The 19,901-nt window shown below is 57.8% G+C and carries 19 protein-coding genes; 3 read left to right on the top strand and 16 right to left on the bottom strand.

The features are described 5' to 3' along the window. Positions 1–1,260: an RsmB/NOP family class I SAM-dependent RNA methyltransferase gene (locus ORY85_RS00280; protein WP_274570710.1), complete on the top strand. Its 1,260-nt coding sequence runs from the start codon at positions 1–3 to the stop codon at positions 1,258–1,260. A 600-nt stretch (positions 1,261–1,860) separates the two neighbouring features. Here ORY85_RS00280 and ORY85_RS00275 read toward each other — a convergent pair. After that, positions 1,861–3,138, bottom strand: a complete 1,278-nt coding sequence (locus tag ORY85_RS00275) for a mechanosensitive ion channel family protein (protein WP_274570711.1) — start codon at positions 3,136–3,138, stop codon at positions 1,861–1,863. A 253-nt stretch (positions 3,139–3,391) separates the two neighbouring features. Here ORY85_RS00275 and ORY85_RS00270 point away from each other — a divergent pair, with 253 nt between their 5' ends. Beyond that, positions 3,392–3,826 (top strand): hypothetical protein, encoded by a 435-nt coding sequence (locus ORY85_RS00270; protein WP_274570712.1) that lies wholly within the window; start codon positions 3,392–3,394, stop codon positions 3,824–3,826. Between the two features lie 240 nt (positions 3,827–4,066). Here the strand turns inward: ORY85_RS00270 and clpP are convergent, their stop codons facing one another. The 8 genes from clpP to ORY85_RS00230 form a co-directional block, all read right to left on the bottom strand. After that, positions 4,067–4,708: an ATP-dependent Clp endopeptidase proteolytic subunit ClpP gene (gene clpP, locus ORY85_RS00265; protein WP_274570713.1), complete on the bottom strand. Its 642-nt coding sequence runs from the start codon at positions 4,706–4,708 to the stop codon at positions 4,067–4,069. A 123-nt stretch (positions 4,709–4,831) separates the two neighbouring features. Then, positions 4,832–6,139 (bottom strand): trigger factor, encoded by a 1,308-nt coding sequence (gene tig, locus ORY85_RS00260; protein ID WP_274570714.1) that lies wholly within the window; start codon positions 6,137–6,139, stop codon positions 4,832–4,834. A gap of 305 nt (positions 6,140–6,444) precedes the next feature. After that, complete coding sequence (locus ORY85_RS00255) at positions 6,445–7,290, bottom strand: DUF1853 family protein (RefSeq protein WP_274570715.1); 846 nt, start codon at positions 7,288–7,290, stop codon at positions 6,445–6,447. A gap of 217 nt (positions 7,291–7,507) precedes the next feature. Beyond that, on the bottom strand, positions 7,508–7,645 hold the full coding sequence (locus ORY85_RS00250) for a hypothetical protein (RefSeq protein ID WP_274570716.1): 138 nt from the start codon (positions 7,643–7,645) through the stop codon (positions 7,508–7,510). A 531-nt stretch (positions 7,646–8,176) separates the two neighbouring features. Continuing rightward, on the bottom strand, positions 8,177–10,168 hold the full coding sequence (locus tag ORY85_RS00245; protein ID WP_274570717.1) for a TRAP transporter permease: 1,992 nt from the start codon (positions 10,166–10,168) through the stop codon (positions 8,177–8,179). Beyond that, positions 10,165–10,614, bottom strand: coding sequence for a DUF1850 domain-containing protein (locus ORY85_RS00240; protein ID WP_274570718.1), 450 nt, complete (start codon positions 10,612–10,614; stop codon positions 10,165–10,167). Before ORY85_RS00240 ends, ORY85_RS00245 begins: the two co-directional genes overlap by 4 nt. Before the next feature lie 36 nt (positions 10,615–10,650). Beyond that, positions 10,651–11,655 carry a TAXI family TRAP transporter solute-binding subunit gene (locus ORY85_RS00235; protein ID WP_274570719.1) on the bottom strand — a complete coding sequence of 335 codons (1,005 nt, stop codon included), beginning with the start codon at positions 11,653–11,655 and terminating at the stop codon, positions 10,651–10,653. A gap of 494 nt (positions 11,656–12,149) precedes the next feature. Further along, complete coding sequence (locus ORY85_RS00230; protein WP_274570720.1) at positions 12,150–12,956, bottom strand: RNA methyltransferase; 807 nt, start codon at positions 12,954–12,956, stop codon at positions 12,150–12,152. A 125-nt stretch (positions 12,957–13,081) separates the two neighbouring features. Between ORY85_RS00230 and ORY85_RS00225 the strand changes: the two genes are divergently transcribed. Then, on the top strand, positions 13,082–13,867 hold the full coding sequence (locus tag ORY85_RS00225; protein ID WP_274570721.1) for an inositol monophosphatase family protein: 786 nt from the start codon (positions 13,082–13,084) through the stop codon (positions 13,865–13,867). A 385-nt stretch (positions 13,868–14,252) separates the two neighbouring features. On the opposite strand, the gene ORY85_RS00220 is transcribed toward ORY85_RS00225, so the two are convergent. From ORY85_RS00220 to ORY85_RS00190, 7 genes are read right to left on the bottom strand one after another with little or no spacing between them, the layout of a single operon-like run. Beyond that, the gene (locus ORY85_RS00220; protein WP_274570722.1) at positions 14,253–14,567 is read right to left on the bottom strand and encodes a hypothetical protein; all 315 of its coding nucleotides are present in this window, start codon (positions 14,565–14,567) and stop codon (positions 14,253–14,255) included. Between the two features lie 51 nt (positions 14,568–14,618). Next, positions 14,619–14,795: a DNA gyrase inhibitor YacG gene (locus ORY85_RS00215; protein WP_274570723.1), complete on the bottom strand. Its 177-nt coding sequence runs from the start codon at positions 14,793–14,795 to the stop codon at positions 14,619–14,621. A 2-nt stretch (positions 14,796–14,797) separates the two neighbouring features. Beyond that, entirely contained in the window at positions 14,798–15,559 is a 762-nt protein-coding gene (gene zapD, locus ORY85_RS00210; RefSeq protein WP_274570724.1) for a cell division protein ZapD, read from the bottom strand. A 7-nt stretch (positions 15,560–15,566) separates the two neighbouring features. Continuing rightward, on the bottom strand, positions 15,567–16,184 hold the full coding sequence (gene coaE, locus ORY85_RS00205; RefSeq protein ID WP_274570725.1) for a dephospho-CoA kinase: 618 nt from the start codon (positions 16,182–16,184) through the stop codon (positions 15,567–15,569). Then, on the bottom strand, positions 16,181–17,002 hold the full coding sequence (locus ORY85_RS00200) for an A24 family peptidase (protein WP_274570726.1): 822 nt from the start codon (positions 17,000–17,002) through the stop codon (positions 16,181–16,183). The genes coaE and ORY85_RS00200 overlap by 4 nt, the downstream gene beginning before the upstream one ends. Further along, positions 17,002–18,195, bottom strand: coding sequence for a type II secretion system F family protein (locus ORY85_RS00195; RefSeq protein ID WP_274570727.1), 1,194 nt, complete (start codon positions 18,193–18,195; stop codon positions 17,002–17,004). The genes ORY85_RS00200 and ORY85_RS00195 overlap by 1 nt, the downstream gene beginning before the upstream one ends. Positions 18,196–18,216: 21 nt before the next feature. Beyond that, the gene (locus tag ORY85_RS00190; protein ID WP_405030358.1) at positions 18,217–19,860 is read right to left on the bottom strand and encodes a GspE/PulE family protein; all 1,644 of its coding nucleotides are present in this window, start codon (positions 19,858–19,860) and stop codon (positions 18,217–18,219) included. Between the last annotated feature and the right edge of the window lie 41 nt (positions 19,861–19,901).

Here is a 19,901-nt window from a genome sequence, read left to right as displayed (position 1 = left end):
ATGACACCCAGCCAACTCGAACACTGCACTCAACTGCTCGCCGAAGTCTTAACCTTCCGCCAACCCGCCGATGCGGCGGTTTCCGCCTATTTCCGCCAGCGGAACAAGCTCGGCCGCCAAGACCGCCACGAAATCGCCGAAACCGTTTTCGCCGCCGTGCGCCACTACCAGAAAATCGCCGCCGCCCTGCGCCGTCCGCACGCACAGGCACGCAAGGCCGCACTGGCTGCCTTGGTTTTGGGACGCAGCGTCAATATCAGCCAACTGGGCGGTTTCATCGACGAAGAAGAACAAAACTTCCTTGCCCGGCTCAAAGCGCGCAAAACCGAATTTTCAGACGGCCTCGCCACCGCCGCCGAACTGCCGCAATGGCTGGCCGACCGCTTATTGCGCCATTGGGACGAAGCAGCGGTACGCCGTTTCGGCCGCAGCGTCAGCCACGGCGCACCGCTGGACTTGCGCGTCAACACCCTGAAAGCCAGGCGCGACAAAGTGCTGGCTGCGCTGCACGCCCAAGGCCTGCCCGCCGAAGCCACCCCCTATTCGCCGTGGGGTATCCGCCTGCACGAAAAACCCGCCCTCAACCGCCACCCGCTGTTTCTCGACGGCACACTCGAAGTGCAGGACGAAGGCAGCCAGCTGCTCGCCCTGCTGACAGGCGCCAAACGCGGTGAAATCGTGGTCGATTTTTGCGCGGGCGCGGGCGGAAAAACACTGGCATTGGGCGCGCAAATGGCCAACAAAGGCCGTCTTTATGCCTTTGATGTCGCCGAAAAACGTCTGGCCAACCTCAAACCGCGCATGGTGCGCGCCGGTCTGACCAATATCCACCCCGAACGCATCGACAGCGAACACGACCCCCGCCTTGCCCGCCTGAGCGGCAAAGCCGACCGCGTATTGGTCGATGCCCCCTGCTCCGGTTTGGGCACTCTGCGCCGCAATCCCGATTTGAAATACCGCCAGTCGGCCGACAGCATAGCCAAACTGGTCGGACAGCAGCACAGCATCTTGGCCGCCGCCGCCGCACTGGTCAAACCGCAAGGCCGTCTGATTTACGCCACATGCAGCATTCTGCCCGAAGAAAACGGGCAGCAGGCCGAACGCTTTTTACAGGAAAACCCCGATTTCTTCCTGCTCGACTGCGCCGCCCTGCCGGAAACCGCCAAAACCGGCCTCGACACCGGCCCGTTTCTCCAATTGGATACGGCCGAACACCATACCGACGGCTTTTTCGCCGCCGTCTTCCAACGCCGTGCCTGACCCGCTGCCGTCCATACATTCAGGCCGTCTGAAATAGCGCGAATCCGCATTTCAGACGGCCTGAATATGGTTCGGATACGCTGCATCCGACACAATCTTTCGCTCGGCTTTCTGCTCATGTCGGATTCGAGAATCCGACCTACTTTATGTGCATTCAACCCATCAAGAAATAACCGTAGGCCGGATACTCCGTATCCGACAATTTGGCATTCCCCGACTTTCTGCTCATGTCGGATTCAAGAATCCGACCTACTTTATGTGCATTCAACCCATCAAGAAATAACCGTAGGTCGGATACTCCGTATCCGACAATTTGGCATTCCCCGACTTTCTGCTCATGTCGGATTCAAGAATCCGACCTACCTTATGTGAACGCTTAACCCACCAAAGCCGTCTGAAAATAAACGTAGGTCGGATATTCCGTATCCGACACACAGCCCATCCATCAGATCGCTCCCCCTACCGGGACTCCGACCGATACACGGTTCCAGCCTGCAAGCCCGAAAACATACCGCATACCGGAAAAATTTCAGGCCGTCTGAAAAACCATACCCAACGGCATTTCAGACGGCCTGAATCTTCTTGCAGCGTTCCCGTGCTTCAAGCATCAGGATTGGCAGAGCGCGGTTGTTTCCACACCGCCGAATCTGCCAGACTGCGCACATCGTTGCCGCTGGGTGCCTGATAAATCTGCAAGGCAAATTCACCCGCTACGGCAAAAATATGGTCGAAAATATCGGCCTGAATCGCTTCGTATTCCCCCCATGCCACCGTATTGGTAAAACAGTAAACTTCCAGCGGAATACCGCGCCCGTCGGCTTCGAGCTGGCGCACCATCAGCGTCATATCCTGACGGATAAACGGATTCTGCTGCAAATAATGTTGCAGATAGGCACGGAACGTGCCGAGATTGGTCAAATGGCGGCCGTTCAGACGGCTGTCGGACGTAATCTGATGACGGCGGTTGAAATCGGCCACCTCTTTTTCCCGTTCCGCCAGATAATCGGCCAGCAGACGGCTTTGACGCAGACGGCCGATTTCTTCGGACGAGAGAAAATGCACGCTGGCCGCATCGATATACACCGGCCGCTTGATGCGGCGGCCGCCCGATTCACTCATCGCCCGCCAGTTTTTGAACGAATCGGCAATCAGCGCGTAAGTGGGAATCGTGGTTACGGTATTGTCCCAGTTCTGCACCTTGACGGTGGTCAGCCCGATGTCCGTTACCGCGCCGTCGGCATTGTATTTGGGCATTTCCAGCCAATCGCCGACATGAAGCATACGGTTGGCCGACAATTGGATGCCGGCCACCAAACCCATAATCGGATCCTTGAACACCAGCATCAGCACCGCCGTCATCGCACCCAAACTGCCCAGCAGCACCATCGGCGACTGCCCCAGCAGCAGCGATACCAGCAGAATCCCGATACCGATCGCGGCAATCAGCTTGACCGACTGAACCAACCCGCGCAACGGAAAATGCTGCGCCGCCATATGACGGGAAAAATAGGCCTGTACCGCATCAAGCAGCGCGAACAGCGTGAACAGCGCGGCAATCAGCGTGAGACAGTTGGTCAGCGTCATCAGACCGTCACGCCAGGCAGAATCGGCCAGCCACAAACGCAGTTGGCCGTTGAGCACCACACCCTGAATCGTATAGGCCAGATGGGTAAACAGCCGGTTCTCGGCCAACGTTTTGAGGAAAGACGATTTGGCACGGGCAAAGCGGTTGCTCAAAAAACGGAATAAAACCAAATGCAGAAACAGGTGCAGCAGCACGGCACATACCGCCACCATACCTGCCAAAATCAAATTCGCCTGCCAAGTATCATGACCGATACCCCACACGGCCAACTGGCGGATAAAATAATCGTGCATCAGCATTTCTCCTTTTACAAACGTCCCTACGGGCAAAGAAAAAAAGCAGACCGTTTCAGCCTGCCCTTATGAACACCATTTTAACACAGCTGCGGTATACGGATTTTCCGCACAGTTAAATTGCGTAAAAGGCCGTCTGAATGGCTCTGAACCGATGCCAATCCCGCATCTTGCCCGCTGCATACGCCCTGCCGCCAATACATCAAAAACGGGCTATTTGCCCCATTTCCGAAAACAGTATCGGTTTCCCACCATGGATATTCAGCTGCACCTGAACCGGATATTGTTTTCAATCGATGCCGGCCGCAGACTGACCGCAATAAAAATTCAGACCCCGCAATATCCCGTTTCCGCCCAAAATACACAGATGATTACCCATAGGCTTTCGAGACAAACATCATTCACGAATACCATATCTCCCCATTTAAAAAATAGCGGTTTATGTATACCGTGCGCAGTATTCAGTAAAAAACAAAAGGACAGCGGTATGAAAAAATCAGCATGTGCCATCTTAGCCTGCCTGTCAGTCAGCGGATGCCGTGTCGGCTTAATCGTCGATGAAACCGTAACCGACGCGCGCATCAGCAGCGCCATCAACGACCGCCTGAATTACAACAAAAAACTCAACAGACTGCTCCCCGCCTGCTTGAAAATGCCAATACCGATACGGCATTTTGCGAAAAAATGAATGCACGTTTCCAACAAGACCGGCCAAGCCGGAAAGTGATCGGGTCTACCCTGCTTTGCGCCAAAAAAGACGGTTATGATCAGTTTGATGCCTGCTATGTCATGGTCAAACGCAGCTTTGCCAACACTCCGAAACCTCCCGAACCGGCTCACACCTTTCCCGTTTCAGCCTCACAAAAAAAGGCCGTCTGAAATCGCCCGTTATGCGTTTTCAGACGGCCTTTGCGGTAGCCGGTCGGGCTTAACCGGCAGAGGCGGCGGCTTTGGCCGCTTCTTCCCGGGTTTCGATGACATCATCGATCAGGCCGTATTCTTTGGCCGCACCGGCCGACATAAAATTGTCGCGGTCGGTATCGCGTTCCACTTTTTCCAGCGGCTGGCCGGTATGCTTGGCCAGAAATTCGTTCAGCTTCTGCTTGATTTTAATCAGCTCGCGGGCGTGAATTTCAATATCCGAAGCCTGCCCGCCCAAGCCGCCGCTGATAAGCGGCTGGTGAATCATAATGCGGCTGTTGGGCAGGGCAAAACGTTTGCCTTTGGTACCGGCCGACAGCAGGAACGCACCCATACTGGCCGCCTGCCCCAAGCACAGGGTGGACACATCGGGTTTGATAAAGTTCATGGTATCGAAAATCGACATACCGGCCGTAACCGAACCGCCCGGCGAATTGATATAGAAGAAAATATCCTTGTCGGGATTTTCGCTTTCCAGAAACAGCATTTGCGCCACCACCAGATTGGCGGTGTGGTCGTTCACGGGGCCGACGAGAAAAATAATGCGCTCTTTGAGCAGGCGCGAGTAAATGTCAAACGCACGCTCGCCGCGGCCGCTCTGCTCGATAACGGTGGGGATTAAGGTGTTGGCGGTAATTTCCGGCAGCATAAAAACATTCCTTTCCATAGTGGGAAAGCACCCAAGCGCACAAGCCGCTTCGGTGCTTTCGTTTTTCCGGCCGCAAGGTCTCGCGGATTCGCGCCCGCTGCGGCCGTTTCAGACGGCCTGGTTTTAAACCTGGCCCATCACTTCGTCAAACGACAGGGCTTTTTCGCTCACTTTGGCTTTGCCCAGCACGAAATCGACGACATTCTGCTCCACGGCCAGCGAATTAGGGCCTTGCAGGCGCGACGGTTCGGCGTGATACCACTCGATCACTTCCTGCGGATCTTCGTAGCTTTCGGCAAAATCGGCAATCACGGCATCGACCTGTTCTTTGGTCGGCTCCAACTGATTGGCCTGAACCAGTTCGGCCAGAATCAGGCCCAGTTTCACGCGGCGTTCGGCCTGTTCTTTGAACATATCGGCCGGCAGATCCAGTTTTTTCGCATCGGCCATGCCCTGATTGACAAAATTCTGTTTCATTTCATCGGCCAGGCGGGCGGATTCTTCGCCGACCAGCGCATTGGGCACTTCCAGCTCGGCCGCCTGCAACAGGGCTTCCATCACGGCTTCTTTGTTCTGCGCATTGACGCGGCGGTTCACTTCGCGCACCACGTTTTTCTTCACTTCCTCGCGCATTTTGGCGGTATCGCCGCCCTCGATGCCCAAGGCTTTGGCAAAATCGGCATCGACTTCGGGCAGCTTCGGCTCGGAAACGTTTTTCACGCTGATGGTGAAGACGGCGGTTTTACCAGCCACATCCTTGCCGTGGTAATCTTCGGGGAAGTTTACTTCCACATCTTTGCTCTCGCCTGCTTTCAAGCCTTCCACGCCGGCTTCAAACTCGGGCAGCATCTGGCCTTTGCCCAAAACGAAAGCATAGTTCTCAGACGAACCGCCGTTAAAGGCTTCGCCGTCGATTTTGCCGGCAAAATCGATAATCACACGGTCTTCTTTCTGTGCGGCACGCTCGACATGATTGAAGACGGTACGCTGCTGGCGCAGGATTTCAATGGTTTTGTCCACCTCGGCATCGCCCACTTCGGTGGTGATTTTGCTGATTTCCCGGGCGGACAAGTCGCCGATTTTCACTTCGGGGAAAACTTCGAACACACCGGCAAAACGGAAGTTTTCTTTGTCTTCCTGACCTTCCACGCCTTCCAGTCGCGGCATACCGGCAATTTTCCAACCCTCGGCCACAGCGGCATCAAAAAAGACTTTCTGCGCCAGTTCGTTCATCACTTCGTTTTGAATACTGTTGCCGTACATGGAAGCCACCATACCGATGGGGGCTTTACCGGGACGGAAACCGTCGATGCGCACGCGGCGCGCGGTCTGTTTCAGGCGTTTGTCCACTTCTGCGTTAATGTCGTTCCAAGGCAGAGACAGTTCGACCTTACGCGCCAAACCTTCCAATTTTTCTACTGTTACGCTCATCGTAAACCCTTAAATATGAATAATAGCCAGTTAAGTCCGGCGGCCGGTATACCAATGCCGTGCAGCCGCAACGCAAAATAAAACGCGGATTCTACCATAAAGCCCGACCCGCCATCAAAATAAAACCGCACCCGCCGGCAAGACAGCCCGCCAACCGTCAAGGCCGTCTGAAAACAGTGCCGGGCTTCAAACCGGAAAAGCGGATTTTGGCAAAACTAAAACCGCCAAAATTCACGTAGGTCGGATTCTCGAATCCGACTCGCCTGCTCAAAGTTTCAAAAACCCCAAACAGGCACAGCAGACTTTCAGACGGCCTCAACCTGCATGATGCGCTCCGTTTCATGCCAGAGGCCGTCTGAACGGCGCGCCACTTTCGCCAAAATGGCCGGACCCGCACGCGCGGCGGTTTCGGCATCGGCCAACTCCGCCTCCCCCACTCTGGCCGGTGCCAGCAACGCCATACGCGGCAGCACATAATAACGTCCGTGCGGCAGCAGGGTAGGCGAATCTGTCCGCCGGTAGCCGCCGTGCCAGCCTGTCGGACAGAGCGGCGCGCCCGACACGCCCGCCGCAGAAAACCCCATACCGCGCACCACCGACACCGCCGCGTCCACCCGCAACCCTGCCGCAGCCAGCGCACGCAAACCGGCCGGCTGCCGCGACAAGGCGAGCTGTTTGTGCAGTTTGGCAGCCTTGTCGGCCAACCGGTCGGCCGCGTTCAGCCCGACCAAATCGGCCGCACGGCCGGATTCGGCACCGTAATACTTGCAGGCCAGCTCGATATGCAGGCAGCGGCCGTCTGCCTCGGCCACAAAATCCAACGCACCCAACCGCCGTCCGTTTTCCTCTACCGGCAGATTGTGCGCCAGCAGCCGGCAATGCGGCGCGTTGTCCAGCCAAAATGCCAGCAGCCGTTCGGCATAAACGCCCAAACGGCCGCCGAACGGCGCGTGTGCCGCCAAATAAGCGGTCAAGGGCGCGGGATCATCATTCAGCGACAGCAGAAAGCGCAAACCCGACCGGCCCAGCAAAGCGCGCACCGGCCATTCGACGCCGCTGTCCCACAACGGCGGCGCCGTCAGCAGCGCGGCCAAATCGCGTACCGGCGGGCTGTCGAGCCGCCACCACAAAGCATCGAGTGCATAATTCATTCTCTTTTTTCCAGTCATCACGCTGCGGGCGTTCAGGGTAGTTCAACATGGTTTGTTGAACACTTTCGGGTAAACCTGTAAGTAGGGGTAAATGTTGAATCGTGAAGCTGCTTTATCCCGTTGAGAGAAAAATCTTGCGAATCACTTAAATTCTTTGCGGCTGTCCGTAGGTTTTTGGAGGTTGCAGAATCAAAAATCTCCTGTTCAGTTTGATTCATCACAAATCCTTCCAAGACAAGCCCTGTTCGGCCAGGCGTTTCAGCTTCACTTTAATGCGTTCTGCTTCTTGGGGATTTTTGCCAAGAATAATATCCCACCCCTCTTTATCCGTGAGTTCGCCGCGAATTTCTTCCATTGCAATAACCTTGTGAAAGTCCGTAGGCTCTGCATTTTCCAGCGCAAAGCTGGCAACAATCTGATGGTAAGAATCGCGCTCGGTAGCGATTTCTTCAGGGGTGTAGCTAACACTTTCGGGCGGTCGAATTCTTTCAATAATTCTACTTTATTCATGATTGATCCTATTTTCTTGATTCCGTTGTTGCCTAATTCCGGTTTCAGACGGCCTGATATATTACAGGCCGGTATATTACAGGCTCGAAGGAATCAGACAAAACTTCACCGTATCTTTGGGTCACAGTCATCATCGCTTGCGTAAACCTTAGGGAACGTTTTAAACAGCCATCTTAACAAAAGAGCGGGCGGGTAACCGTATCCGGCACGGGTTGCCGCAGACCGGTACACAACAGCATCGGGCCGTATGCCCGTTCCGGGCTGCCCAATCACACGGGCGCACCTGCCAGATTCAGACATCCGTTTCTGCCCAACCTCCCCAACCCGCCGCCAAAACAAAAATAAAAACGCCCCGCAGGGCGTTTTCAGACGGACTTTACGGCAGACTGCGCACGGCAGGTGCCTTTTTTGCCTGCCGCCAATTGAACACCGCCATCACCGCCACAATCACCATACCGACAATATCGGTCGTGGCTTCCGGCACAATCAGACACAGTGCGCCAACGGCGGTCAGCAGCCGCGCCCATGCCGCCAGATGGGTTTTGAAATAACCCTCCACCGCCGCCGAAAGTGCCAGTACGCCGACAATCGATGTGGTGCACACCGCCGCGATGGTATGCCAGGCGGGCAGCGTGAAGGTTTTGGCCGTGATTTCGATTCCTGCCGGGTCAATCATCAGCATATTCGGGTTGTACACAAACATAAACGGCACGATAAAGCCCGCCAGCGCGAGTTTGAGCGACTGCCAGCCGGTTTTCATCGGATCGCCGCCGGCAATGCCCGCACCGGCAAAAGCCGCTAAGGCCACCGGCGGGGTAATGTTGGCGAAAATGCCGAAATAGAACACGAACATATGTGCCACCAAAATCGGCACGCCGAATCCGGCCAGTGCGGGGGCAACCATAGTTGCCGTGATGATGTAGGCGGGAATCGAAGGCAGCCCCATACCCAGCACCATCGAGGCGAGCATGGTCAAAAACAGGGTCAGAAACAGCGAACCCGCGCCCAAAGTCAGAATCGACGAGGTCATGACTGTGCCGAAGCTGGTCAGATTGACCACGCCGATGACAATACCGACCACGGCACAGGCGGCCATCACCGACAGTGACTGTTTCGCTCCGTCTTCCAAAGCGGCCACGATGTCTTTGATGCCCATGCGGGTTTCGGGACGCAGCCAGCTGATGACGACTGTGATGCCGATGGTATAGGCAGCCGCATAGCCCACCGGCACCGACTCGGCCAGCATCCACACCAGCGCGACAATCGGCAACAGCATATGGCCGCGTGCTTTCAGCACTTCGCCGACGCGCGGCAGGTCGGCTTTGGGTACGCCTTTCAAATCGCGTTTGCCCGCACGGAAATGCACCTGCGCAATCACGCCCAAGTAATACAGCAGTGCGGGCAGCAGTGCGGCCAGCGCGATGGTGCTGTATTTCACGCCCGTGGTTTCGGCCATGATAAAGGCCGACGCGCCCATAATCGGCGGCAGAATCTGCCCGCCCACCGATGCACTGGCTTCCACCGCGCCGGCAAAGTTTTTGTGGTAGCCGATTTTTTTCATCAGCGGAATGGTAAACGCGCCCGTGCCGACCACATTGGCCACCGCCGCGCCGTTGATGCTGCCCATAAAGCCGCTGGAAATTACCGCCACTTTGGCCGGCCCGCCCTGCTTGTGTCCGGCCAGTGCCATCGCCAAATCGTTAAACAGCTGCCCCATGCCCGAACGTGCCAGAAATGCGCCGAACAGGATAAACAGGAAGATAAACGTTACCGACGCGCCGATGGCGGTGGAATACAGCCCTTCGGTTTTCAGATAGAGCTGGCCGAAAATATCGCCCCAGTCATACGGCCGCGTCAGCAGGCGGTCGGGCATAAAATCCATGTGGCTGATAAAGGGATACGCAAGGAACACCAGCGCGAACAGCGGCAGAATCCAGCCGGTTACGCGGCGCGCGCTTTCCAGCACCACCGCCACCGTCAGCACGGCCAACACAATATCGGCCGTATTCGGAATACCGCCGCGCACGCTGACAATATCCTGAAACTGGGTAATCAGATAGCCGCAGCCGGCCAGCGCGGCGGCCGCCCACAGCCAGTCGTACCACACGACTTTTTGGCGGCTGCTTTTTTTGGCGGGCGGATAAATCAGAAAAATCAGAGCCGCACCCACGCCGACGTGAATCGAACGCTGCAACATTTCGGGCAGCGGGTTGAACGTGATGTACAGATGAAACAGCGAATAGGCAATCGCCAGCACACTGATGATCAGGCGCACGGTTTTGCCCTGCGGATGCCGCGTTACCGATTCGCGGTCGTATTTTTCCAGAATTTCCTGCGCATTGGGCGCAGCGGATTGGGTTTGTGTCATACACACTCTTTCTTAAAAAACTGCCGCACGGCAGGCTGAAGCGATACAGCAATATTCACAGCAGTATAGTCGGGCAGATGGCGGTAAACCGGCCATTCCAGGCCGTCTGAAAACAGCACGCCGCGCATATTGCGCGACACCACCCATTCGATTTGCGGCTGCACCCGCTCCGCCGCCATACCGACATAACCCTCAGGCGCAGGCACAGGCACACCGTCTGCCGGCACACCTGCGCCGAAAGTCTGCACATACGCCGCATCCAGCCGCAGCAGACGGCCTTCCCGCCGCCAGATTTCCTGCCAGTCCTGCTTTTCCACCGAATGCCGCCATTTCAGCCCGATGCTGTCGCGCGGCCACAGGCACACTGTATCGGCTGTGCGGATTTCGATACGCGGCTGCGGACGCAGCAAAAACAGGACGCAGCAAAAAAGCGCAAGCAGTGCCACGCCTGTTTTGCGGCCCGTTGCGCTTGGTCTCACAGATTATTTCGCGGCTTCGTCGTAATAACGCTTCGCGCCCGGATGCAGCGGTGCCACCAAACCTTTCTGCGCCGCTTCCAAACTGATGCTGCCTGCGGCCTGATGCGCGGTTTTCAACGTATCGAGACTTTCAAAGAAGGTTTTCGTCAGCTTGTACACATCGTCTTCGCTCAGATCGGCGCGCACCACCAGAGCATTCAGAATTGCCGCCGTCGGCACATCTTCGGCATTGTTGTAAGTACCGGCCGGAATCGGCATAGGATTGAAGAACGGCGATGTTTTGGCGATTTCGCCCAGCTTGTCGGCCGGTACACTGACCAGTTGCAGATCAAAGCCCTGCTGCAACTCCATCAGCGACGAATTGGGCAGGCCGCTGGTCAAAAACGCCGCGTCCAATTTACCCGATTTGAGCGCGTCGGCCGCCTCGGCATAACCGAGAAAATCTACTTTCAAATCGTTGTACGTGATACCGAAGCCGTTCAGCAGCGCGCGCGAAGCCAGTTCCACACCCGAATTCTGCGCGCCGACGGCCACACGCTTGCCGCGCAGATCTTCAATCGAGCGGATACCCGATTTGGCCGAAGCCACAATCTGCACATAGTTCGGATACAGCGCGGCGATTTGTGCCACCGAATCCAGCGGTTTTTGGAACGAACCGGTACCTTTCACCGCATCATTGAGCGCATCGCTCATCACAAACGCCATCTCGGCCTTGCCCTGATCCAAAAGATTCAGATTTTCCACCGACGCACCGGTGCTTTGGGTTTTCGCGTTCACGCCGTAAACCTTGGCATAGGCTTCGGCCAGCGAAGTACCGATGATGTTGTAGGGACCGGACGCGCCGCCTGTGGCGATGGTCACGAAGCGGGCAGCCAGCTTGTCTGCCGCCGCTGCCTGCCCGGCCGCCGGTTTGCTCTCGGCGGCGGGTTTGTCGGCACTGCCGCCGCAGGCGGCCAAAATGGCGGCGGCAGTCATCAGTGCCGCGAATTTGGAATATTTTTTCAGCATACATTTCTCCTGAATGCGGGATAAGAATGGTTTTTGCGCAACATAAACGGGCAAAACGTAAACTTAACGTAAGAATATCGGTTTGGCAAGTTGCTCTAAAACATACCGCGCAGCAAACCGCCCCACTCTGTCGCCAAAGCGGGGCGGTTCAAAAAACGGCCGGAAGGCTAACGCCTACCGTGTTTTTTCTTTTGCTGTCTGATTCTCAGCTGCCGCCTGAAAACGGCGGCGGGCGGCTTGGAAAATGTGTTGGCGGCGGCGGTGCGGCATCGCAGGCTCCTTTTTTCAGTAACGCTGCCACTTTACCGCCCCGATATGACAGCATAATGACCAAACCTAAACCGCCGTCGGAAAGGCCGTCTGAAAACGGGGGCAGCAGGCTTGCGGTATCAAAAAACAGACGGAAAATCTGCGGAATAAAAATAAAAACAGTAATCCGAGTTCAACTTTGCAGAAACCCGCTCCGCCCGTTTTCAGACGGCCTTGGGACGGTATCAGTCTTTCCGCAGCCTTTTAGATACTGTATTGAAAAAGCCGCGCAGAATGTCGATGTCTTCGGTTTCCGTACCCGCACGGGCAAACAGGTTGTGCAGACGGCGCATCATACGCGTGCCGTTACGGCGGTTGAAAAAACCGATGTCGTCCATCAGGCTTTCCAAATGGCGGATCATGCCGCCGATTTGCTCGTGGGTGGCGGTATGCCGTCCGCCGCGCAGATAATCCATGCTGACATCTGTCTGGCTGAACAGCTCGTAAGCAACAACCTGCACCGCCTGTGCCAGATTCAGCGAAAAATAATCGGGATTGCCGTTAATCGTCATCAAACGGTTGCACGACTGCACTTCTTCGATGCTCAAACCGAACGTTTCGTTACCGAATACCAAAGCGGCACGGCGGCCGTTTTGCGCGGCGGCAAGAATTTCGGGGGTCAGCTCCCGCGGCGTCTGCAACGGCGCGGTCAGTTCGCGCTTGCGGCTGGTGAGCGCGCAACTGATAACCGTATCGGCCAAGGCTTCGTCCAAAGTCGCCGCCATACGCGCGTTTTCCAGCACATCGGCCGCACCGGAAGCCAGAATAAAGCTCTCTTCCGGCAGGCGGAAAGCGGCGGGGTTTTGCGCATCAAAGCTTGGCGGTTCGACCGTCATCGGGGTCTGCATCAAATTGGGGGCAACCAAAACCAAATCGGTCAGCCCCATCGTTTTCATCGCGCGCGCGGCCGAACCGATATTGGCCGGATGGCTGGTGCGGCACAGCACCACGGAAATATTGCCCAGATAGTCGGGCAGGAGGGGTTTGCTCATGTTTTACCGTCTTTCTCAATCGGGCGGCAGTATGTATAATACCGCGCCATTGTTCTTTAAAAATTGTTCCACGCTTTGCCGTCCTGCCGCTTCGGTTCAGACGGCCGTTTTAACAGGAAATTTGTATGAATCCGATTTTGAATACCGCCTTTAAGGCCGCCCGCAAAGCAGGCGATATGATGGTGCGTGCCGCCAATAATTTATCCGCAGTCAAAGTAGACAGCAAAGCGTTTAACGATTTTGTTTCCGACATCGACCGCGCCGCCGAAACCATCTTGGTCGAAACCCTGCTCGACGCCTATCCCCAGCATAAAATCACCGCCGAAGAATCCGGCAGCCACGGCAACCCAAACAGCGATTACGAATGGCTGATCGATCCTCTGGACGGCACCACCAACTATCTGCACGGCCACCCGCAATACGCTGTTTCCATGGCGCTGCTGCACAAAGGCCAGATTCAGGAGGCCTTGGTATACGCCCCCGAACGCAACGACCTCTATCTGGCCTCGCGCGGCAAGGGCGCATTGCTGAACGACCGCCGCATCCGCGTTTCCTCCCGCATCGACCTGAACCAGTGCCTGATCGGCACCGGATTTCCCGTCGTCGATCAGAGCATGATGGATACCTACCTCGCCATCTTGCGCGACCTGTTGGGCAAAACCGCCGGCGCGCGCCGCGAAGGCGCGGCCTCACTGGACTTGTGCGCTCTGGCCTGCGGCCGCTTCGACGGTTTTTTCGAGTTCAACCTCAAACCTTGGGACATCGCCGCCGGCGCGCTGATTGCCAAAGAAGCCGGTGCCATCGTTACCGATATGCAGGGCGACCAAGGCTGGCTGGACAGCGGCGACATCGTTGCTGCCAACCCGAAAGTACTGGCACAAATGCTGCAAATCATCGCCGCACACCGCTGAAAACGGTTAGCCGTCTGAAAATTTATGAAGCCGGATATTGTCTCCGGCTTTTTTTATTCACTCCGTCTCAAACCAAGTCGGATTCAAGAATCCGACCTACGCAAACCGTTTTCAGACGGCCTCAACCACACGTAGGTCGGATACTCGTATCCGACAATTCAACGGCAACCAAGCAAACCATACCGTCGTTCTGATTCAACCCTTGTCAAACTGTGTCGGATTCAAGAATCCGACCTACAAACCGTTTTCAGACGGCCTCAACCACACGCAGGCCGGATACTCCGTATCCGACAATTCAACGGCAACCAAGCAAACCGTGCCGCTATTCTGATTCAACCCTGTCAAACTGTATCAGACTCAAGAATCCGACCTACCCAAGTCCCATTCAGGTATCCGCCCGGTGCCAGTCGGCCAATGCCTGCCAATCCAAAACCGCTTCGTCCCGCCAAACCAATACCGGAATGCCGATACGGCCGTCTGCCCGCACCTGCTCAAACGCCGCATGACTGTCGCGCAGGCGCAGAAATGCTTTGAGATTCGCGCCGCTCTGCGTGATGTCGCGCGGTTCGTAATCCACCCCCAACCGCTTCAATTCAGCGGTAAACGGTTCGGTGTCGGGACACCAGTGGGCAAAATAGACAACAGGTTCGGCCATCGCCCGCTCACTTTCATTCGGTTTGAAAAATACGGATACCGCCATGCGCTATCCGACAATACAGGCCGTCTGAATCCATGGTTCGGACGGCCTGCCCTATTCTGCTGCATACGCATCGGCAGGGTTCTCTGTGCCGACGGCGTATTCTTCCGCCACCCACGCCCCCAAGTCGATGGTTTTACAGCGTTCGCTGCAAAACGGACGGTAGCGGCTTTCCGGCCGCCACGCTACGCTTTTGCCGCATTGCGGACATTTCACCACGGTTTGGCTCATCTTTACTCCATCACCGGATCAAAACTGCACATCACCAATTCAAACGGCACATCGCACTCCACCAATTTTCCCCGCGCGCTTTCGCGCGATGCGGCCACAAAGCGGATATGGGTGAAATATTTATTGGCCGACACTTCGGGCAGTGCCTGATAGTCGGGCACAACGTCTATACCCAACAAATGAATATTCTGCGCCAGGCTGGCATGATGATAATTGCCTTTTTCGGCCACGCTGGCCACTTTCCACGCATTGGCACGCAAAATGTCCATCAGCACGCGCACCGCGCGGCAGGTCGGCAGCAGCATAGCAATCCAGCCCTGCAAGTCGGCTTTGCGCACTTCATACGGCAGCTGCTGCCAGTAATAATAAGACGGCAAATCGAGCGGGCTGGTACCGCCCGGCACCAGCATACGCTGCTTAATCGCCATCAGCCATTCGTTTTCGCGCAGATGCTGGCCGAATTTCTGCTGCACCGCCTGCAAATCGGCGGTTACAGAATGGATCCGTTCCAAAGCGGCGCAGCCGGTTTCGCCGGTATCCTGACGTTGCAGAATCCGCTTTTGCCGCTCCAATTCCTGCAAAATATCCAGCTTCAACTCGGCACGGCCGGCACATTCCATGATTTCAAACAGGGTAAACAGTGCCAAATGGTGCGACCACACTGATTGCGGACAGCCGCTCTCATCATGGAAACGGTTGAACAGATGTTCGATACGCAGAAAATTGCGGATGCGTTCGGATAAGGGGTGCTCAAATCGGATCATAAAAGCCTCAACCGCCCGGGCCGGCCGTGGCGTAAAGTTGGGAATAAAGACGGTGCAGGCGCAAAACCTGACCGGCCAGTTCCGCTTCGGTACCGCTGTTGTCAATCACATCGTCGGCAACCGCCAAACGCGCGGCACGGCCGCTTTGCGCCGCCATTATACGTTTAACTTCCGCTTCCGATAAGCCGTTTCTCTGCCGCACGCGCACAATCTGCACTTCGGGCGGCACGTCCACCACCGCCACCCGTTCCACCAGCTGCCTGAATGCCGGATTTTCCGCCAGCAGCGGAATCTCGGCCACGCCGTAAACCGCCCCCGCGTGCGCGGCCATCTGCGCGCGCATCTCTGCCAGAATCAGCGGGAACATCAAGGCTTCGAGCGCGGCCTTTTTATCCGCATCACCAAAAACCAGCCCGCGCAGTTTTGCGCGGTCGAGCAGGCCGTCTGAAAATACCCCGCTGCCGAAGCGTTCGCGAATCAGCGGCAAAGCCGCCCCGCCTGCGGCGGTCAGGCTGCGGCTCACGGCATCGGCATCGACCACCGGCACGCCCAAGCGGGCAAACTGCGCCGCCGCCGAAGATTTCCCGCTGCCGATACCGCCCGTCAGCCCCACCCATGCCGTCATATCCCCACTCCCAACCACAGCGGCAGCGTCCGCGCCACCGGTGCATAAGCCAAAAATACCAGCCAGCCGGCCGCCGCCAGCGACGGACCGAACGGGATTTCACGCTGTCCGCGCCCATACACACCGGCCGTCAGCAAACCGAACACGGCAGCGGCAAACACCACCGGCAGCAACATTTCCACCCCCAGCCACGCGCCCAGTGCCGCCAACAGCTTCATATCGCCGCCGCCCATACCGTCCTGTCCGCGCAGCAGGCGGTAAACCGCGTTCAGCAGCCACAACGCCAGATAGCCCGCCGCCGCACCCCAGACCGCCTGTTGCAGCGGTACGAAACCGCCGCCAGCATGAAACAGCAGTCCCAGCCACAGCAGAGGCAGCGTCAATATGTCGGGCAGCAGGCGCGTGCGCGCGTCTATCCACGCCGAAGCCAATAAAAACGCCGCCAGCACCATACCCGCCATACCGACATAACCCGCACCGTATACCGACACCGAAGCGGCAAAGGCCGCCGCAGCCGCCAATTCCAAGGCGGGATACATCAGACCGATGGCCGACCCGCATTGTGCGCACCGCCCTTTTTGCAGCAGAAACCCGATTAAAGGCAGATTATGCACGGTTTTCAGACGGCCTTGGCAATGCGGGCAATGCGAAGACGGCCATGCCAAATCGAAACGCGGCATCTGCTCCTGCGCCCATCCCAGCCGTTCGCGGGCAAAACCGTCCCACTGCCGCGCCATCATCAGCGGCAGACGGTAAACCGCCACACTCAAAAAACTGCCGGCCAGCAAGCCGGCCAAAGCCGCCCACACCGTCATCATCAGCCCAATACTTTATTCAAATCGAACAGCGGCAGATACATCGCCGCCAGCACCATACCGACCACGCCGCCCAATACAATCATCAGCACCGGCTCCATCAGCGCGGTCAGCCGTGCCGCCAGATTATCGACTTCGTTTTCATAAAAATGCGCACTTTTGGCCAGCAGGTGTTCCAGCGAACCCGATTCTTCGCCCACTGCCGCCATCTGCAACAGCAAATCGGGAAACACCCCCGCCGCACGCATCGCGCCCGACAATGCCGCCCCCTGCGCCACCTGCGCGCGCACCGCGTGCGTGGCGGTTTCAAACACACGGTTGCCCGATGCGGCGGCCACTGCATCCAAAGCCGGCAAAACCGGTACACCGGCAGCCAGCAGCGCGGCCAAGGTGCGCGCCCAACGCGCCCATACCGCCTGCCGCAATACCGCTCCCGACAGCGGCAGCTTCAACAGCAGCGCATCGGCCTTCAAACGGAAAGCGGGCGAGCGGCCGTATTGCCGCCGAACCGCCCACACAACCGCCACAGGCAGCAGCAACATCAGCCAGCCGTAGCGGCGGAGGCCGTCTGAAAGGGCCATCACCGCCCGCGTCGGCCACGGCAGCACCGCACCCATGCCCTGATACAGTTGCGCGAACGACGGCAGCACAAACACCAGCATCACCGCCAGCAATACCACCGCCATCAGCAAAACCGCTGCCGGATACACCAGCGCGGTCTGCACCTTTTTCTTCAATACCTGCGCTTTTTCCAGCTGCACGGCCAGATTGTCGAGCAAATCGTCCAACACCCCGCCGGTTTCCGCCGCCGCGACCAGATGACAGTATAGCGCATCAAACACTTTCGGGTGCGCGGCCAGAGCCGCCGACAGCGTACTGCCCTGCCCGATGTCCGCGCGCACCCGCCCCAGCAGGGTACGCATGGCCGGATTGCCGTGTGCCTGCGCCACAATTTCCAAAGCGCGCAGCAGCGGCAGCCCCGCACGCAGCATTTCCGCCAGCTGGCGGGTAAAAACCGCCACATCGGCAGAACGGATCCGCCGCGCGCGCCGTATCGTCTGCGCACGTATCTGCTGAGGCAAAATCCCTTTTCTCAGCAACTGCTTGCGCGCCGCTGCTTCATCGGCCGCCTCAATGCTTCCGGCCACAGTCTGCCGCGTATCCGGCCGCCGCCCCTGATAATCGAAACGTTTCAACCTGTTTTTTCCGAGCACCGCCTATCTCCCCACCACGGCATCGACTTCCGCCAGCGTGGTCGCACCCGCCATCACTTTCAGCAATCCGGCACGGCGCAAATCCACCATACCCTCCCGTGCGGCCAATGCCGCCAAATCCAATTCGCCCGCACCGTCCATCATCGCCCGCCGCATCGCCTGACTGACCGGCATCAGCTCGAATATGCCGATACGCCCCCGATAACCCTTGCCGCGGCAGGCCGCGCAACCTTTGGGACGGTACAGCGGCCAATCCTGCGCCAAATCCTGCGGCGTAAACCCTGCCGCCGCCAACACATTTTCAGACGGCCGCTCCCACACTTCACGACAATGCGGACACAGCTTGCGTACCAGCCGCTGTGCCACAACCAGATTCACCGAAGCGGCAATATGAAACGGCGCCACGCCCATATTCAGCAGCCGCGTCAGACTGGCCGCCGCGCGGTTGGTATGCAGCGTGGAAAATACCAAATGCCCCGTCTGCGCCGCCTTGACGGCAATATCGGCCGTTTCCAAATCGCGGATTTCGCCCACCATCAGCACATCGGGATCCTGGCGCAGAAACGCCCGCAGAGCCTCGGCAAACGTCAGCCCCTGCTTCTCGTTCACATTTACCTGATTGATGCCCGCCAGATTGATTTCCGCCGGGTCTTCCACCGCCGCAATATTTACCCGCTCGCTGTTCAATTCGTTCAGACAGGCATACAGCGACAGCGTTTTGCCCGAACCGGTCGGCCCGGTGACCAGAATCATGCCGTAAGGGCGGCGGATTTCGGCCAGCAGCAAGTCATATTGGCACGGCTCCAGCCCCAAGCGCGCCAAATCCGGCGCCTGCGCATCGCCGTTCAGAATCCGCACCACCACTTTTTCGCCGAAAAGCGTCGGCAGCGTGCTGATGCGCAAATCCGCCGTGCGCCCGCCCAAAACCGTCTGCAAACGCCCGTCCTGCGGCAGCCGCTGTTCGGCAATGTCCAGCCCCGCCATTACCTTAATCCGCGACACCAGCCGCCGTCTGACCGCATGAGGCGGCTGCACCACTTCACGCAACACACCGTCCACGCGGAAACGCACCCGCGCCGCCTGCTCGTAAAACTCGAAATGCACGTCCGACGCACCCGCCGCCCACGCATCTTCCAACACCTGCTGCACGAAACGCGCCACCGGCCCGTCGCCCGCTTCTTCCGCCCAAGCGGCGGCCGTTCCCGCTTCCTCCTGCGGCATTTGCGCCAGAATCCCCGCTGTACCGCCACCCGACTCTGCCAGCCGCTGCACCAGCAGATCGTAGCGCACCACCGCCAGATCGACCGGTTCGGCGCAGACAAAAGCCAACCGCTGCAACACGGGATCCGTCGGATCGGCCACACCTGCCAGCAGCCGCCCCTGCCGCCGTGCCAGCGGCACACAGCCGAAACGGCGCATCTGTTCCGCCGTCATCGCCGTATCTTCGGGCGCAAATGCCGCCAAATCCACATACGGCCGCCCGACCGCCTGCGCCAGCACCGCCGCCACCTCATCGGGCGTGCACAAACCCTCTTCAAACAGCTTGGGCAGCAGCAGCCCCTGCCGCGCCCACTCTTCGCAACGGCGCAACACCGTTCCGTCCCAACCGAAATGTCCGGCCAAAATCCGCAATGCCCCCGATGCCATACCGCCTCCTTCCGCCAACCCGTTTTCCGGCTCCGCCGCTC

The sequence above is a fragment of the Neisseria leonii genome, from assembly GCF_028776105.2.
Taxonomy (GTDB): domain Bacteria; phylum Pseudomonadota; class Gammaproteobacteria; order Burkholderiales; family Neisseriaceae; genus Neisseria; species Neisseria leonii.
This window is presented reverse-complemented; position numbering and strand designations above follow the sequence as displayed.

Bases quoted from the DNA above. Each gene is read 5' to 3' on its own strand.
- ORY85_RS00280 (WP_274570710.1), top strand. From the start codon at position 1: ATGACACCCAGCCAACTCGAACACTGCACTCAACTGCTCGCCGAAGTC.
- ORY85_RS00275 (WP_274570711.1), bottom strand. From the start codon at position 3,138: ATGCACGATTATTTTATCCGCCAGTTGGCCGTGTGGGGTATCGGTCAT.
- ORY85_RS00270 (WP_274570712.1), top strand. From the start codon at position 3,392: ATGGATATTCAGCTGCACCTGAACCGGATATTGTTTTCAATCGATGCC.
- clpP (WP_274570713.1), bottom strand. From the start codon at position 4,708: ATGCTGCCGGAAATTACCGCCAACACCTTAATCCCCACCGTTATCGAG.
- tig (WP_274570714.1), bottom strand. From the start codon at position 6,139: ATGAGCGTAACAGTAGAAAAATTGGAAGGTTTGGCGCGTAAGGTCGAA.
- ORY85_RS00255 (WP_274570715.1), bottom strand. From the start codon at position 7,290: ATGAATTATGCACTCGATGCTTTGTGGTGGCGGCTCGACAGCCCGCCG.
- ORY85_RS00250 (WP_274570716.1), bottom strand. From the start codon at position 7,645: ATGGAAGAAATTCGCGGCGAACTCACGGATAAAGAGGGGTGGGATATT.
- ORY85_RS00245 (WP_274570717.1), bottom strand. From the start codon at position 10,168: ATGACACAAACCCAATCCGCTGCGCCCAATGCGCAGGAAATTCTGGAA.
- ORY85_RS00235 (WP_274570719.1), bottom strand. From the start codon at position 11,655: ATGCTGAAAAAATATTCCAAATTCGCGGCACTGATGACTGCCGCCGCC.
- ORY85_RS00230 (WP_274570720.1), bottom strand. From the start codon at position 12,956: ATGAGCAAACCCCTCCTGCCCGACTATCTGGGCAATATTTCCGTGGTG.
- ORY85_RS00225 (WP_274570721.1), top strand. From the start codon at position 13,082: ATGAATCCGATTTTGAATACCGCCTTTAAGGCCGCCCGCAAAGCAGGC.
- ORY85_RS00220 (WP_274570722.1), bottom strand. From the start codon at position 14,567: ATGGCGGTATCCGTATTTTTCAAACCGAATGAAAGTGAGCGGGCGATG.
- ORY85_RS00215 (WP_274570723.1), bottom strand. From the start codon at position 14,795: ATGAGCCAAACCGTGGTGAAATGTCCGCAATGCGGCAAAAGCGTAGCG.
- zapD (WP_274570724.1), bottom strand. From the start codon at position 15,559: ATGATCCGATTTGAGCACCCCTTATCCGAACGCATCCGCAATTTTCTG.
- coaE (WP_274570725.1), bottom strand. From the start codon at position 16,184: ATGACGGCATGGGTGGGGCTGACGGGCGGTATCGGCAGCGGGAAATCT.
- ORY85_RS00200 (WP_274570726.1), bottom strand. From the start codon at position 17,002: ATGATGACGGTGTGGGCGGCTTTGGCCGGCTTGCTGGCCGGCAGTTTT.
- ORY85_RS00190 (WP_405030358.1), bottom strand. From the start codon at position 19,860: ATGGCATCGGGGGCATTGCGGATTTTGGCCGGACATTTCGGTTGGGAC.